General features: G+C 64.5%; 14 protein-coding genes. 9 read left to right on the top strand and 5 right to left on the bottom strand.

Going from position 1 to position 13,018, the window contains the following annotated elements; genetic code table 11:
- Position 1 precedes the first annotated feature (1 nt).
- The 5 genes from EN990_RS21235 (at position 2) to EN990_RS36245 (ending at position 4,979) form a co-directional block, all read left to right on the top strand.
- Complete coding sequence (locus EN990_RS21235; RefSeq protein ID WP_013528742.1) at positions 2-1,015, top strand: alpha-ketoacid dehydrogenase subunit beta; 1,014 nt, start codon at positions 2-4, stop codon at positions 1,013-1,015.
- A gap of 1 nt (position 1,016) precedes the next feature.
- Entirely contained in the window at positions 1,017-2,333 is a 1,317-nt protein-coding gene (locus tag EN990_RS21230) for a dihydrolipoamide acetyltransferase family protein (protein ID WP_127384850.1), read from the top strand.
- Positions 2,334-2,534: 201 nt separating this feature from the next.
- Positions 2,535-3,932, top strand: coding sequence for a dihydrolipoyl dehydrogenase (lpdA, locus tag EN990_RS21225; RefSeq protein ID WP_127368962.1), 1,398 nt, complete (start codon positions 2,535-2,537; stop codon positions 3,930-3,932).
- A gap of 172 nt (positions 3,933-4,104) precedes the next feature.
- Positions 4,105-4,455, top strand: a complete 351-nt coding sequence (locus tag EN990_RS36705) for a glycosyltransferase (protein WP_127368963.1) — start codon at positions 4,105-4,107, stop codon at positions 4,453-4,455.
- Positions 4,356-4,979, top strand: coding sequence for a glycosyltransferase (locus EN990_RS36245; RefSeq protein WP_281040665.1), 624 nt, complete (start codon positions 4,356-4,358; stop codon positions 4,977-4,979). Before EN990_RS36705 ends, EN990_RS36245 begins: the two co-directional genes overlap by 100 nt.
- Before the next feature lie 40 nt (positions 4,980-5,019).
- Here the strand turns inward: EN990_RS36245 and EN990_RS21210 are convergent, their stop codons facing one another.
- The gene (locus tag EN990_RS21210; RefSeq protein ID WP_024504078.1) at positions 5,020-6,123 is read right to left on the bottom strand and encodes a saccharopine dehydrogenase family protein; all 1,104 of its coding nucleotides are present in this window, start codon (positions 6,121-6,123) and stop codon (positions 5,020-5,022) included.
- Between the two features lie 115 nt (positions 6,124-6,238).
- On the opposite strand from EN990_RS21210, the gene EN990_RS21205 reads away from it, so the two are divergent.
- Positions 6,239-6,667 carry an Lrp/AsnC family transcriptional regulator gene (locus EN990_RS21205; protein ID WP_013528746.1) on the top strand — a complete coding sequence of 143 codons (429 nt, stop codon included), beginning with the start codon at positions 6,239-6,241 and terminating at the stop codon, positions 6,665-6,667.
- 51 nt (positions 6,668-6,718) lie between these two features.
- Here EN990_RS21205 and EN990_RS21200 read toward each other — a convergent pair whose 3' ends face one another.
- From EN990_RS21200 to EN990_RS21190, 3 genes are all read right to left on the bottom strand, one after another.
- Positions 6,719-8,089, bottom strand: coding sequence for a HAMP domain-containing sensor histidine kinase (locus tag EN990_RS21200; protein WP_127384851.1), 1,371 nt, complete (start codon positions 8,087-8,089; stop codon positions 6,719-6,721).
- A complete protein-coding gene (locus EN990_RS21195) occupies positions 8,086-8,760 on the bottom strand; it encodes a winged helix-turn-helix domain-containing protein (protein ID WP_013528748.1) in 675 nt (224 codons plus the stop codon). The genes EN990_RS21200 and EN990_RS21195 overlap by 4 nt, the downstream gene beginning before the upstream one ends.
- A 160-nt stretch (positions 8,761-8,920) precedes the next feature.
- A complete protein-coding gene (locus EN990_RS21190) occupies positions 8,921-9,718 on the bottom strand; it encodes a hypothetical protein (protein ID WP_127370062.1) in 798 nt (265 codons plus the stop codon).
- 232 nt (positions 9,719-9,950) lie between these two features.
- Here EN990_RS21190 and EN990_RS21185 point away from each other — a divergent pair, with 232 nt between their 5' ends.
- Positions 9,951-10,586 carry an isoprenylcysteine carboxylmethyltransferase family protein gene (locus EN990_RS21185; RefSeq protein ID WP_127384852.1) on the top strand — a complete coding sequence of 212 codons (636 nt, stop codon included), beginning with the start codon at positions 9,951-9,953 and terminating at the stop codon, positions 10,584-10,586.
- A 10-nt stretch (positions 10,587-10,596) separates the two neighbouring features.
- On the opposite strand, the gene EN990_RS21180 is transcribed toward EN990_RS21185, so the two are convergent.
- Positions 10,597-11,082: a hypothetical protein gene (locus tag EN990_RS21180; RefSeq protein ID WP_127368512.1), complete on the bottom strand. Its 486-nt coding sequence runs from the start codon at positions 11,080-11,082 to the stop codon at positions 10,597-10,599.
- A gap of 220 nt (positions 11,083-11,302) precedes the next feature.
- Between EN990_RS21180 and EN990_RS21175 the strand changes: the two genes are divergently transcribed.
- Both EN990_RS21175 and EN990_RS21170 read left to right on the top strand, forming a co-directional pair.
- Complete coding sequence (locus tag EN990_RS21175; RefSeq protein ID WP_063169591.1) at positions 11,303-11,668, top strand: RidA family protein; 366 nt, start codon at positions 11,303-11,305, stop codon at positions 11,666-11,668.
- A gap of 26 nt (positions 11,669-11,694) precedes the next feature.
- Entirely contained in the window at positions 11,695-12,930 is a 1,236-nt protein-coding gene (locus EN990_RS21170; protein ID WP_127368511.1) for an amidohydrolase/deacetylase family metallohydrolase, read from the top strand.
- Positions 12,931-13,018 lie beyond the last annotated feature (88 nt).

Raw genomic sequence — 13,018 nt, 5'->3', positions numbered from 1 at the left:
CATGCCGAGACGGACCATGATCGAGGCCATTCGCGATGCCATGGATGTGTCGATGGGGCGCGACGAGAAAGTCGTCGTGTTCGGCGAGGACGTCGGCTTCTTCGGTGGCGTCTTCCGCTGCACGCAGGGCTTGCAGGCCAAATACGGCAAGAGCCGCTGCTTCGATGCGCCGATCAACGAATCCGGCATTGTCGGCTCGGCCATCGGCATGGCCGCCTATGGCTTGAAGCCGTGCGTGGAAATTCAGTTTGCCGACTACATGTACCCGGCCTACGACCAGCTGACCCAGGAAGCGGCACGGCTGCGCTACCGCTCCAACGGCGATTTCACCTGCCCGATCGTGGTGCGCATGCCGACCGGCGGCGGCATTTTTGGCGGCCAGACGCACAGCCAGAGCCCTGAGGCGCTGTTCACCCATGTGTCGGGGCTGAAGACGGTGGTACCGTCCAACCCGCACGACGCCAAGGGGCTTTTGATCGCGGCGATCGAGGATCCGGATCCGGTGATCTTCCTCGAGCCGAAGCGGCTCTACAACGGTCCGTTCGATGGTCATCACGACCGGCCGGTGACACCCTGGTCGAAGCATGAGCTGGGCGAGGTGGCCGACGGCCACTACACGGTGCCGCTCGGCAAGGCGGCGATCCGCAGGGCAGGCTCGGCCCTCACCGTGCTCGCCTACGGCACCATGGTCTATGTCGCGCAGGCGGCTGTCGAAGAAACAGGCATCGATGCCGAGATCATCGACCTCAGGACCCTGCTGCCGCTCGATCTCGATACGATCGTCGCCTCGGTGAAAAAGACCGGGCGCTGCGTCATCGTGCATGAGGCGACGCTGACCTCGGGCTTCGGCGCCGAGCTGTCGGCGCTGGTGCAGGAAAACTGTTTCTATCACCTCGAAGCGCCGGTTGCTCGCGTTGCCGGCTGGGACACGCCCTATCCGCATGCGCAGGAGTGGGATTATTTTCCCGGTCCCGCCCGCGTTGGCCGTGCCTTGCTTGAAACCATGGGAGCCTGAGATGGGCGAACACATCATCAAGCTGCCCGATGTCGGCGAAGGCGTCGCCGAGGCCGAGTTGGTCGAATGGCACGTCAAGGTCGGCGATATCGTCCGCGAGGACACTGTGCTCGCCGCCGTCATGACCGACAAGGCGACGGTTGAAATCCCGTCGCCGGTCGATGGCGAGATCCTGTGGCTGGGCGCCGAGATCGGCGACACGGTGGCCATCGGCTCGCCCATCGTGCGGCTGAAGGTGGCGGGCGAGGGCAACGCCAAGCCGCAAGGCGCCGAAGCGGAAGCGGTGTCCGCTGAGCCTCCGGCAAAACTTCCGACGCCGAAGCCCGAGGCTGCTGCGCCGGTCGTGAAGGCATCACCAAAGAGCGACGAGCCCAAGGCGAAACCGGCAGCCTCACAGAAAAGCACGGCGCAGCCTTCCGTCCCCGGCGCGCCGCGGCCTGAAGGCGAAAGACCGCTGGCGTCGCCGGCCGTTCGTCTGCGGGCAAAAGAAGCCGGCATCGATCTCAGGCAGGTTGCCGGATCCGGTCCGGCCGGTCGCATCGGCCATGAGGACATCGAAGCGTTCCTGGCGCGCGGGCCGCAGGTCGCAAAGGCATCCGGCCTCGCCCGCAACGATGCTGTGCAGGATATCAAGGTGGTCGGCTTGCGGCGCAAGATCGCCGAGAAGATGTCGCTGTCCAAATCGCGCATTCCGCACATCACCTATGTCGAGGAGATCGACGTCACCGCACTGGAGGAATTGCGCGCGGCGCTCAACAAGGAGAAGCGTCCTGGCGTGGAGCGGCCGAAACTGACGCTGCTGCCGTTCCTGATGCGGGCGATGGTCAAGGCGATCGCGGACCAGCCCAATCTCAATTCCCTGTTCGACGACGAGGCCGGCATCGTCCATCAGCATGGCGGCATCCATATCGGCATCGCCGCACAGACGCCGTCGGGGCTGGTGGTTCCGGTGGTCAGGCACGCTGAGGCGCGCGACATCTGGGATTGCGGCGCCGAGGTCATCAGGCTGGCCGAGGCGGCCAAGTCCGGCACGGCAACACGCGACGAGCTGTCCGGCTCGACCATCACCATCACCTCGCTCGGCGCCATGGGCGGCGTGGCGACGACGCCGGTCATCAACCATCCTGAAGTGGCGATCGTCGGCGTCAACAAGATGATGGTGCGGCCGGTGTGGGACGGCACCCAGTTCATGCCGCGCAAGATGATGAACCTGTCGTCGAGCTTCGACCATCGGGTGATCGATGGGTGGGATGCGGCGGTGTTCATCCAGCGGATCAAGACGCTGCTGGAAACGCCGGCGCTGATTTTCGTGGATTGAGGGGATGAGAACGGTCGCAAGGGCCCCCTCACCCGGATTGCCAAAACCGAATTGCGAAGGGCAATTCGGGGCAATCCGACCTTTCCCCGAGGGGAGAGGAGGTCGCCGGCGTCTGTGCTCGCCTCTTCTCCCCACCGGGGAGAAGGTGGCCGCGAGGCGGCCGGATGAGGGGGCCTTCGCCACCAGAAAGAGCGTGCCATCATGAAAGAAATCTCCTGCAAGCTGCTCGTCATCGGCGCCGGGCCCGGCGGCTATGTCTGCGCTATTCGGGCCGGACAGCTCGGCGTCGATACGGTGATCGTCGAGGCCGGCAAGCCGGGCGGCACCTGCCTCAATGTCGGCTGCATCCCGTCCAAGGCGCTGATCCATGCGGCGGAGGAGTTCGAGAAGGTGTCGCACATGGCGGGCGGCAAGAGCCCGCTCGGCATTTCGGTCACCGCGCCGACGCTCGATCTTGCCCGGACCGTCGCCTGGAAGGACGGCATCGTCAGCCGGCTCAACAGTGGCGTCGCCGGCCTGCTCAAGAAGGCAGGCGTGAAAACTGTGCATGGCTGGGCGAGCTTTCGCGACGGCAAGACGGTCGCGGTCGAGACCGAGACGGGTAGCCAAGTGATCCGTGCTGAAACCATCGTGATCGCCACCGGCTCGGCGCCGGTGGAGCTGCCGTTCCTGCCGTTTGGCGGTCGGGCGATTTCGTCCACCGAGGCGCTGGCGCTCAGCGACGTGCCGAAAAATCTCGCGGTCGTCGGTGGCGGCTATATTGGGCTGGAACTCGGCATGGCATTTGCCAAGATGGGCGCTGAGGTGACCGTGATCGAGGCCTTGCCGCGCGTGCTGGCGCAGTATGATGCGGAGCTGACCCGGCCGGTGGTCAAGCGGCTCACCGCGCTCGGCGTCGAGGTGATGCTGGGCGCCAAGGCCAAGGGACTGTCGACCAAAGGCGACGCGCTGCTGATCGAAACCTCCGACGGCAAGAGCGCCAAGGTCGCCGCCGACAAGATCCTGGTGACGGTCGGCCGCAAGCCGGTGACCGAAGGCTGGGGGCTCGAGCAGATCGACCTCGACATGGCCGGCAAATTCATCCGCATCGACGACCAGTGCCGCACCTCGATGCGCGGCATCTTCGCCATTGGCGACGTCACCGGCGAGCCGATGCTGGCGCACCGGGCGATGGCGCAGGGCGAGATGGTCGCCGAGATCGTTGCCGGCCACAAGCGCAGCTGGGACAAGCGTTCGATACCCGCCGTTTGCTTCACCGATCCCGAACTGGTGACCGCTGGTCTTTCGCCGGAAGAAGCCAAGGCGCTCGGCGGCGAGATCAAGATCGGCATGTTCCCGTTCGCGGCCAACGGCCGGGCGATGACGAAGCTGGGCGAGGACGGCTTTGTCCGCGTCTTGGCCCGCGCCGACAACCATCTGGTGCTCGGCATCCAGGCGGTCGGGCAGGGCGTGTCGGAACTGGCGGCGGCGTTCGGGCTGGCGCTGGAGATGGGCGCGCGGCTGGAGGACATCGCCGGCACCATCCACGCGCATCCGACGCAGGGCGAGGGATTCCAGGAAGCAGCGCTGAAGGCGCTGGGACACGCGCTGCATATTTGAGGAAAGGGGCGAACCTGTTCGAGCCAGCTCTCTTCCTTCCCTCGCCAGCCCATCGATCAACTCGCCAGCCGCTCATCTAGGCGCGACCAAAGCGATTGGCGGGAAAGTGCCGCGTACCATGTTTTCCGAGAACCGGATTCCACCCTTCGGGATCATGCTCTAGTCTCCTCCCATGAGCACCGACCTGAAGAAATACGTGGCGATTCGCTACAACACCGCCACCGGCTTCATGCCGAGCCAATGGAATGGACACGGCAGAGCCAATCTCGACCCGGTGTGGCTGGTCGAGCGGCTGGCGCTGTTCGACACCTATTGCGCGCCCTCGCTCGAGGGCCAGTCGCAGAAGGACTTTACGGTCCTGATTGCGTTCGATTCCGAACACATGAGAACTACATCCGGATCGTCTGCGCCTGCGCGGCCGGGATTGATGTCAGGCCGGTTCTCATCAAGGCCGGCGAGAACTACAATGTCGCCTTCAATGCGTTTGTCCAAAGCGACACGGATGCCGAATTTGTTTCGCTGACTCGGCTCGACAGCGATGACGCGCTGGCGCCGACCTTCATGGAGCGTGTCGATTTCTACGCGCGCCGGGAAATCGCCAAGGGCGAGGTGAACCAGCAACCGCTCTATATCGCCTTTCCGCACGGCCAGAATTTCGATGCGGCAACCAACCACTACACGCAGCACGAATATCCAACGTCGGCCTTCGGCACTCTGGTCGAGAAGCGATCACCGTCCATGAACGGGGTCTATTGCGACGAGCACACGAGGATGGCGATGCGTTTCAACACCGTCGGGGCGGCCTTGAAGGAGGCTCAATGGTGCATCGTCATTCATGACAACAATGCAGCCAATGTCTTGCGCGGCAAGCCGGTCGCCGAGCCGGCTTTCACCGTGGGCCGGCCCGGTGCCGGGACAAATGCGCGCGCGCCGGCTCGAAAAGAGACTACGCAAAAGCAGATGCCGCAGACTTCGGCCAAGGCCTCGCGCAACGCCGGCAATTTTGTCCGGTTTCTGCTTGGGCGGCCGATGGTCTTGCGGAAATAGCTCGATGCTAATCTCCCCCTCAAGCGGGAGATTATGCGCTTCACCCCGCCAGCCGGCTCACCATTTCGTGCTGGGCATAGGCGCGGCCAAAACGGTTGGCTAGAAATGCGTCCAGCGCGATGTCTTCCTGCTTGATGAAGCCGGTCGCCGGCAGGCTGCCGTCGGCCAGCATGTCGAGCACGGCGCAGATGCCGGACGCCGTGGTGATCTGGATGGCGCTGCGCACCACCTGGCCGATACGCTGGGAATAGACCTTGTTGGCGTAGGTCTCCTGCAGCAGGCGGCCGTTCTTGCGGCCGGAGACGGTGACGAAGACGATGACGACGTCCTGCAATGTCGCCGGCAGGGCGCTTTCAAAAATGTCCTTCAGCACGTCGCGGCGATGGCGCAGGCCGAGGTCGTTGAGCAGCGCCTTCATGATCGCGGCGTGGCCGGGGTAGCGGATGGTGCGGTAGTTGAGCGTGCGCACCTTGCCCTTCAGCGTCTCGGCCAGCGTGCCGAGCCCGCCGGAGGTGTTGAATGCCTCGTAAGTGACGCCGTCGAGCGAGAACTCCTCGCGCTCCTCCAGTGGCGGCACCTCGACCAGCTCGCCCTCGACGATCGCCTCGCAGGGCTCGCAATATTCGTTGATGACGCCGTCGGTGCTCCAGGTCAGATTGTAGTTCAGCGCATTGGAGGGATATTGCGGCAAAGCGCCGACGCGCATGCGCACGCTTTCCAGAGAATCGAAGCGGCTGGCGAGATCGTTGGCGACGATCGAGATGAAGCCCGGCGCCAGGCCGCATTGCGGAATGAAGGCGCTTCTGCCCGAACGCGCCAGTTCCTTGACGCGGCGGGTCGAGACGACATCCTCGGTCAGGTCGAGATAGTGCACGCCGGCACTGGCCGCCGCCTCGGCGATGCGGGTGGTCAGATGGAAGGGAGCGGCGCTGAGCACCGCGAATTTGCCGGCGAGTGCGGCTTCAAGCGTGCCGGATGCTTCGATGTCGAGCTCCAGCGTCGCAACCGTGGCCGGGACTTCGGCAGCAGCGAGCTGTGCTGCCGAGCGGTCGACGAGCGTGACCTGATAATCTCCCGTGGCGGCGAGCATCTCGGCAATGGTCGAGCCGATCTTGCCGGCGCCGACAACGACAATTTTCTTCATGACAAATCCCTCACTGGTTGTGAGCACAGATTCGCAGCTTGCCCGTCGAAAGGAAGCGTGGTTCTGTACGAAACGAACCCATTGATTGGTCAGTCCGCCGAGAAGAATCGTCGAAATGCTCAGCGATGCCGAACAGACCCTGCTTTCGCTGCTGCGCGAGAATGCGCGCGCCTCGACCGCCGAGCTGGCGCGGCGGCTTGGCGTCTCGCGGACAACCGTGCAGAGCCGGATCGAACGGCTGGAGCAGCGCGGCATCATATCAGGCTACGGCGTGCGGCTGGCGCCGGATTATGAGCAGGGGCTGGTGCGGGCGCATGTGCTGCTCACCGTGACGCCCAAGCTTGCCGACAAGGTGGTGCGCGGCCTGCGCGGTTTGGCGACGGTCCGGACGCTGCATTCGGTCAGCGGCAATTTCGACATGATCGTCATCGTCGACGCGCCATCGATCCGCGACCTCGACATGCTGCTCGACCAGATCGGCGCCATGGACGGAGTCGAGCGGACGCTGTCATCGATCATCCTGTCGACGCGGATAGATAGGTGAGGGGACCTCTCAACCCAAGCTGGGCTTGAACAGCACCAGCCGTTTCGCCGGCTAATCCATAGCCAGCGGAAAACGCACCACCACCGCAAGTCCCGGTCGGCAATCCTCGAGCGTGATCGATGCGCCGTGCAGATCGGCTATGGCCCGGACAAGGCTGAGCCCGAGGCCGCTGCCTGATGTCGAGCGGCTGTGGTCCAGCCGGTAGAGCCGCTGGAACACTTTCTCGCGCTCTGCCGCCGGAATGCCGGGACCGTTGTCGGCGACGCCCGCAACGACGCGTTCGTCCTGGCGCGCTACCGACAGCTTTATCGTCGTGCCCGATGGACAATGGCGCAACGCGTTCTCGACCAGATTGGCGAACATCTGCGTCAGCAGCTCGCGATCGCCATGGATCCGGTCCGTCGTTTCCTGTGGTTGCGCCAACGACAGCGACTTTCCGTCGTCCTCGGCAACATCGGCATAGATCTCGGCGATGGTTTGCAGCACCTCGCCCAGATCGACATCGGTGAACCGCGCCCGGCGGGCGCCGGCCTCGATCTGCGCGATGCGCAGCAGGGCATCGAAGGTCTCGTTGATCTGCAGGCTCTCGGCATGCGCCTCCGCCAGTTCAGCGGCGATTTTCCGGCCCGACAGGTTCTTTTCCGACGCGGTGTCGAGGATCATCTGCAACCGGTTGAGCGGCGTCTTCAGATCGTGGGCGATGTTGGCGCTGACCTGTTTCATGCCTTCGACCAGCGCCGACAGGCGGTCGAGCGCGGCATTGACCTGGCTGGAGACGATGTCGATGTCGTCACCCTTGCCGGTCAGCGGAATGCGGGTGTCCAGCCGTCCATGCGAGACATCCACCATGGTGGCGGCGATGCCGTCGAGACGGCGCTGGACGCGCGAGGCGAGCAGGGCGCCGCCGGCGACCGCCAGCCCGGTGATGATCAGGGTTCCCCAGCCAAAGCTCATCAGCACGATTCTCTCCAGCTCCTCCGTCTCGGAAAGGCTGAAGGCGACGGTCAGCGTGTTGCCGCCGACCGGGCCGGAATAGGCGCGGTACTCGGCGCCGGGCGGCACGCCGGGCATTTCGGTGTCGAACATCGAGAAGCCGTCGGGGAGCCCCGCGGCGGTGAAGTTGCCGGCCAGGCGATTGCCCGTTGCGTCGGTCAGCGAAAACAGCTGCTCCTTCTTGAGGCTGCGCAGGGAGTGGCTGCCGACGGTCTCAACCAGCTCCTTGAGATCGTTCTCGGCATAGGTCGCGGCGACGACCGCGTAGGTTTCCTTGATGGTGTCGTCGAGCCGCTCGGCAAGATCGGCGCTCATCATCTGGTAGACGATGGCGCCAGACAGGACGAAGGCCAGCACGAACAGGAAGGCGAAGGTCAGGGCAAGCCGGAATGGCGTGCTGCGCAGCAGGCGGGACCAGGTTCCGGTCATGGCGCGTGCAGGCTGTAGCCTGTGTTGCGGACGGTGTGGATGAGCTGGGTTTCGAAGGGCTTGTCGACCTTGGCCCGCAGCCGGCTGATATGGGTCTCGACGACGCTGGTCCTGGGATCGAAATGAAAATCCCAGACACGCTCCAGAAGCATGGTGCGGGTGATGACGCGGCCTTCGCCGCGCATCAGCACTTCCAGCAGGCTGAACTCCCGCGGCTGCAGGTCGATCGGCTGGCCCCGCCTCGTGACGCGGCGCATGATCAGGTCCATTTCGAGGTCGGCGACCCGCAGGACGGTTTTCTGCTCCTGCGCCGCCGGCCGCCGGCCAAGCGCGTTGATGCGGGCGAGGAGTTCGGAAAAGGCGAAGGGCTTGACCAGATAGTCGTCGCCGCCTGCCTCGAGCCCCTCGACGCGGTCGTCGATGCCGCCGACGGAGGTGAGGAAGATCGCCGGCGTGCGCACGCCGGCGGCGCGCACCGCCTTGACCATCGACAGGCCGTCGAGACCGGGGATCATCCGATCGGCGACGATCACGTCGTATTTGCCCCGGGTCGCCGCGAACAGCCCGTCATGGCCGTTGCGCAGGAGGTCGCAGACATGGCCGGCCTCGGTCAGTCCCCTGACGATATAGTCGGCCGTCCTGTGGTCGTCCTCGACGAGAAGCAGTCGCATGAAAGGTCCGGTCCGTTGCCGAGATGGACAGGCTATCACCGGCACGGGCTTGTTCCTAGGATGTCACGAAGGCGCAGGGATGGTGGCGCTAGAACGTTCACGATTGGCCGAAGCGGTGGGGTTTTCGGCAATTGTCAATGCTAGCGCATCCGCCCTGCACCTAGTCCAGGTCCAGCAACAGTTCATCGGCTTCGTCGGTTGTCCCCTTCAGGGTCATGTGCAGGACGAGCGCAATGATACAGCCGAGGAAGAGCAGGCTGGTGAAGATGGTGCCGAAGCCCAGGCCGCCATGCCTGGCCGATCGCGACAGCAGGTCACCGAAGGAGGCGCCGAGCGGCCGCGTCAGGATATAGGCGAGCCAGAAGGCCAGGATGCCGTCGAGATTGAGCAGCCAGTAGGCCAGCACGATGAGCGCGATGGCGCCGCCGAACAGCAGGCCTGTGGTGAGGTAGCCCATGTCGAAGCTTTCGGCGACGAGATCGCCGCCGGCGGTGCCGAGCGCGAAGGTCAAGAGGATCGCCAGCCAGTAGAAGATTTCGCGCCTGGTGGTGAAGATGGTGTGGATCGACAGCGTCCGTTCGCTGGCGTACCAGACCGCGAATGTCGCGGCGAGCGCAACCGAGAAGGCGATGGTCGTGGTCTGCAGGCGCCCGCCGAAAGTGTCGACGAGATTGTCCGTCACCAGGGTGCCGACGATGCTGATCAGCACCACCGCCAGCCAGTAGGCCCACGGCACGTAACGCTTCTGCGCAAACTGCAGGACGAGGGCAGCGATCAGGATGCCGGTCATGATCAGCGAGGTGACGGTCAGCCCAAGCCCGATCGTGTCGGCAAGATAATCCGCCGCGGTCTCGCCGGTGGTGACCGCCATCAACTTGATCACCCAGAAATCGAGAGTGACGTCGGGAACCCTGTTGTGGCTCGGTGGGGCGGGTTGTTGCCTGTTGGGCGCGAGCATGGCTGAAGTCCTGAGGTCGACGGTTGCGGCGGTGGCGATCCGCGCAGCGTAAGCAAACGAGTTCACGCCGGCCTGTCCGGCGGCATACAAATTCGTAAGAATGGTCGTGGGCCGCGCAAAGGTCCTTTACGAACGCCCGGCGCTGCGCCGATAGAGGGCGTGCGCCTTTCATCCGGCATCAATGTCATGCCCATTGCTCACGGGCACTCGTCAGTGCCCCAGGAAACACCAAATGACCTACGCTACCCTCAAGCCGGTTTCCCAGGCCTTCGAGCAGCGCAAGCGCCTGATCTTCGTGCGAGTTGCGGCGGCGCTGGCGGTGTTGCTGCTGTTTCTCACCAAGCCGGGGCTGAGCGAGGGCTCCGACGGGCACGAAACGATCGAATTCTTCGGCTTTTGCCTGGTGCTCGTCTGTGTCGTCGGGCGGCTGTGGAGCATTCTCTATGTCGGCGGCAAGAAGAACGAGGAACTGGTCTCGACGGGACCGTTCTCGACCACGCAGAACCCGCTCTATTTCTTCTCGACGGTCGGCGCGGTCGGCATTGGATTGCTCTACGGCTCGCTGATGGCGGCCGTGGCGCTGGGCCTTGCCAGCTTTTTCATCTTTCGCGTCACGGCGCGCAAGGAAGCCGAATTTCTGCTCGGCAAGTTCGGCCCGGCCTATCTTGCCTACACCAAGAGCACGCCCCGGTTCTGGCCAAACCCGCTGCTCTACCGCGACGATGACGAACTGCAGTTCTCGACGCGGGCTTTGAAGCGCACGTTTTTCGACGGGCTCTATTTCCTCGCCATCTTCCCGGCCATCGAACTGGTCGAGCATTTCCGGGCGACCGGCATGCTGTTTCCGGCCTTCGTCACGCTCTACTGATCAGCTGGCTCTAGCTGCCGAGCGGATGCGGCATGTAGCCGACGAAGCCTGATATCTTCCAGCTGCCGCCGACCTTGCTGCAGAAATACAGCGTCTGCCATTTCAGCCGGTCGACGCTGCCGTCCGCCTTGGCGACCGAGCCGTCGAACTTCTTGTGCAGCACGGCGCGGTCGCCGTCGACGTCGATGTCTCGCATGTTGGTGACGCGAAACAGCGCCTCGCGCAGCGGCTCGGCGAATTTGGTCGCCGCCGTCTCTTCGGCCTGGCGCAGCCATTCGTCGCGATAGACTTCGAGCCTTGGAAACTGCAGCCGCCAGGCGTCGGCGTTGTGCAGGAAATGCGCATGCATGCCGAAGAAGCTCTCGGCGACGAAATCATCCTCGACCATAGCCCAGTCCTGGCCGATGAAAGCGTCGATGTCGCGCCGCACCAGCATTTCCCAGAGCGCGTGGCGATCGGCATCGCCTGATGGAAACGGGTTCTTGTCGTAGGTCATTGCTGGTATCTCCGCTCTGGCAAATGCGTCTGTGCGGTGCGGCTTCCAAGCCGCCCGTCAGCGCGTACGATGCAAGGGCTCTTGTAATAAAGCAACGCAGATTTCCAAGAATGTTGCTTTCCAACAAGGCCCCTATGAGGATCGGCCGGATCGGCGTAAATGTCGATCGAAGCGGGCGCTGCAATGGCACCCCGTCCTGTCATCAGAGGAGGCTTGTCCCTTGCCGAAACAGTGTTTTGGAACGTCGCATGTGCCGTTGTCGCCCGCCGTGCGGGCAGGCGATCTCGTCTATGTCTCGGGCCAGGTTCCCGTCGGCAGCGACGGCATCGTGGTCAAGGGCGGCATATCGGAACAGACCGAGCAGGTGCTCGCCAACGTCAAGGCCGCGCTGGCGCTGGCCGGCTGCACCATGGACGATGTGGTGAAGACCACCGTGTGGCTGGAAGACGCGCGCGATTTCGGCGCCTTCAACGCGGTCTATGCCAGGCACTTTCCGAAGAACCCGCCGGCCCGCACCACGGTCGAATCGCGGCTGATGATCGATATCAAGATCGAGGTCGAGGCGGTCGCCTATCGGCCTCTGTAAGCAAAGCAACGAGCGGAGGTTACCCCATGCAATTCGACCTCCTGCTGAAGGGCGGACGGCTGATCGATCCGGCCGCTGGCCTCGACTCGCTGCGCGATGTCGCCATCGCCAATGGCCGCGTTGCCGCGGTCGACGCCGATATCCCGGCGGACAGCGCCGCGCAGATCGTCGATGCCGCCGGCTGCATCGTCACGCCGGGCCTGGTCGACCTGCACAGCCACGTCTATTGGGGCGGCACGTCGCTTGGCGTCGATGCCGACCGGCTGGCCGCCAAGAGCGGCACCACCACCTTCATCGATGCCGGCAGTGCGGGCGCCGGCAATTTCCTCGGCTTCCGCCGCCATGTCATGGAGCGCTCGAAGGTTCGCATCCTGGCCTATGTCAACATTTCCTTTGCCGGCATTTTCGGCTTCTCGCAGACGGTGTCGGTCGGCGAGTGCAGCGATCTCAGGCTCTGCGAGCCGCGCGAGGTTGTGGCTGCGGTGCGCGAGCACCGCGATGTCGTGGTCGGCGTAAAGGTTCGCTCGGGCAAGCATGCCGGCGGCACCAGCGGCATCGCGCCGGTGGATCTGGCGCTGGAGGCCGCCGACCAGGCCGGCCTGCCGCTGATGGCGCATATCGACGAACCGCCGCCCGGCCGCTCGGAAGTGCTGCCGCGCCTGCGCAAGGGCGACATTCTCACCCATTGCTTCCGGCCTTTCCCGAATGCGCCGGTGTTCGCTTCCGGCGCGGTGCGGCCCGACATGCGGCTGGCGCGCGAGCGCGGCGTCATCTTCGACATCGGCCACGGCATGGGCTCGTTCGATTTCGCCGTCGCCCGCGCCATGCTCGAAGAAGGGCTGGCGCCCGACGTGATCTCGAGCGACGTGCATCTCTACTGCGTCGACGGTCCCGCCTTCGACATCCTCGTCTGCATGTCGAAGCTCCTGGCGCTCGGCATGCCGCTGGTCGAGGTCCTGCGCGCCGCCACGCAAGCGCCGGCGCAGGCGATCGCGCGGCCTGACCTGGGCACACTGGCCATCGGCACGGTCGGCGACGTCGCCGTGCTCCGTCAGCGCCCGGGCCGCTTCACCTTCGTCGACGCGGTCGGCGCGTCATTGGTCGCCGACCAGAGGCTGGTGTGCGAAGGCATCGTTATCGGCGGCACCTGGTGGCCGAACGAAGCGGTCAACGATGTCAGCGAGACTGAGCGGTTTGTGGCGCATGCCGCGCATACCCATGTCGAGGTTGCGGCGAGGCACTTTGGGCATCGGCACGACTAGCTGATCTCGCCAGCTTGTGCCTGTCTTGGGGCGGCTGCGCGTTTGGCGAACGGCTTCCCCCACTCCGTCGCCGCTTCGCAGCGCCACC

This window comes from Mesorhizobium sp. M7A.F.Ca.US.005.03.1.1, from assembly GCF_003997975.1.
Classification (GTDB): Bacteria; Pseudomonadota; Alphaproteobacteria; order Rhizobiales; family Rhizobiaceae; genus Mesorhizobium; species Mesorhizobium ciceri.
Note: the sequence above shows the minus strand (reverse complement) of the source record. Positions and strands in the feature narration are given on the sequence as shown.

What these genes read in the sequence shown, in the direction of transcription:
- EN990_RS21235 (WP_013528742.1), top strand. Translation starts at nt 2, where the DNA reads ATGCCGAGACGGACCATGATCGAGGCCATTCGCGATGCCATGGATGTG.
- EN990_RS21230 (WP_127384850.1), top strand. Translation starts at nt 1,017, where the DNA reads ATGGGCGAACACATCATCAAGCTGCCCGATGTCGGCGAAGGCGTCGCC.
- lpdA (WP_127368962.1), top strand. Translation starts at nt 2,535, where the DNA reads ATGAAAGAAATCTCCTGCAAGCTGCTCGTCATCGGCGCCGGGCCCGGC.
- EN990_RS36705 (WP_127368963.1), top strand. Translation starts at nt 4,105, where the DNA reads ATGAGCACCGACCTGAAGAAATACGTGGCGATTCGCTACAACACCGCC.
- EN990_RS21210 (WP_024504078.1), bottom strand. Translation starts at nt 6,123, where the DNA reads ATGAAGAAAATTGTCGTTGTCGGCGCCGGCAAGATCGGCTCGACCATT.
- EN990_RS21205 (WP_013528746.1), top strand. Translation starts at nt 6,239, where the DNA reads ATGCTCAGCGATGCCGAACAGACCCTGCTTTCGCTGCTGCGCGAGAAT.
- EN990_RS21200 (WP_127384851.1), bottom strand. Translation starts at nt 8,089, where the DNA reads ATGACCGGAACCTGGTCCCGCCTGCTGCGCAGCACGCCATTCCGGCTT.
- EN990_RS21195 (WP_013528748.1), bottom strand. Translation starts at nt 8,760, where the DNA reads ATGCGACTGCTTCTCGTCGAGGACGACCACAGGACGGCCGACTATATC.
- EN990_RS21190 (WP_127370062.1), bottom strand. Translation starts at nt 9,718, where the DNA reads ATGCTCGCGCCCAACAGGCAACAACCCGCCCCACCGAGCCACAACAGG.
- EN990_RS21185 (WP_127384852.1), top strand. Translation starts at nt 9,951, where the DNA reads ATGACCTACGCTACCCTCAAGCCGGTTTCCCAGGCCTTCGAGCAGCGC.
- EN990_RS21180 (WP_127368512.1), bottom strand. Translation starts at nt 11,082, where the DNA reads ATGACCTACGACAAGAACCCGTTTCCATCAGGCGATGCCGATCGCCAC.
- EN990_RS21170 (WP_127368511.1), top strand. Translation starts at nt 11,695, where the DNA reads ATGCAATTCGACCTCCTGCTGAAGGGCGGACGGCTGATCGATCCGGCC.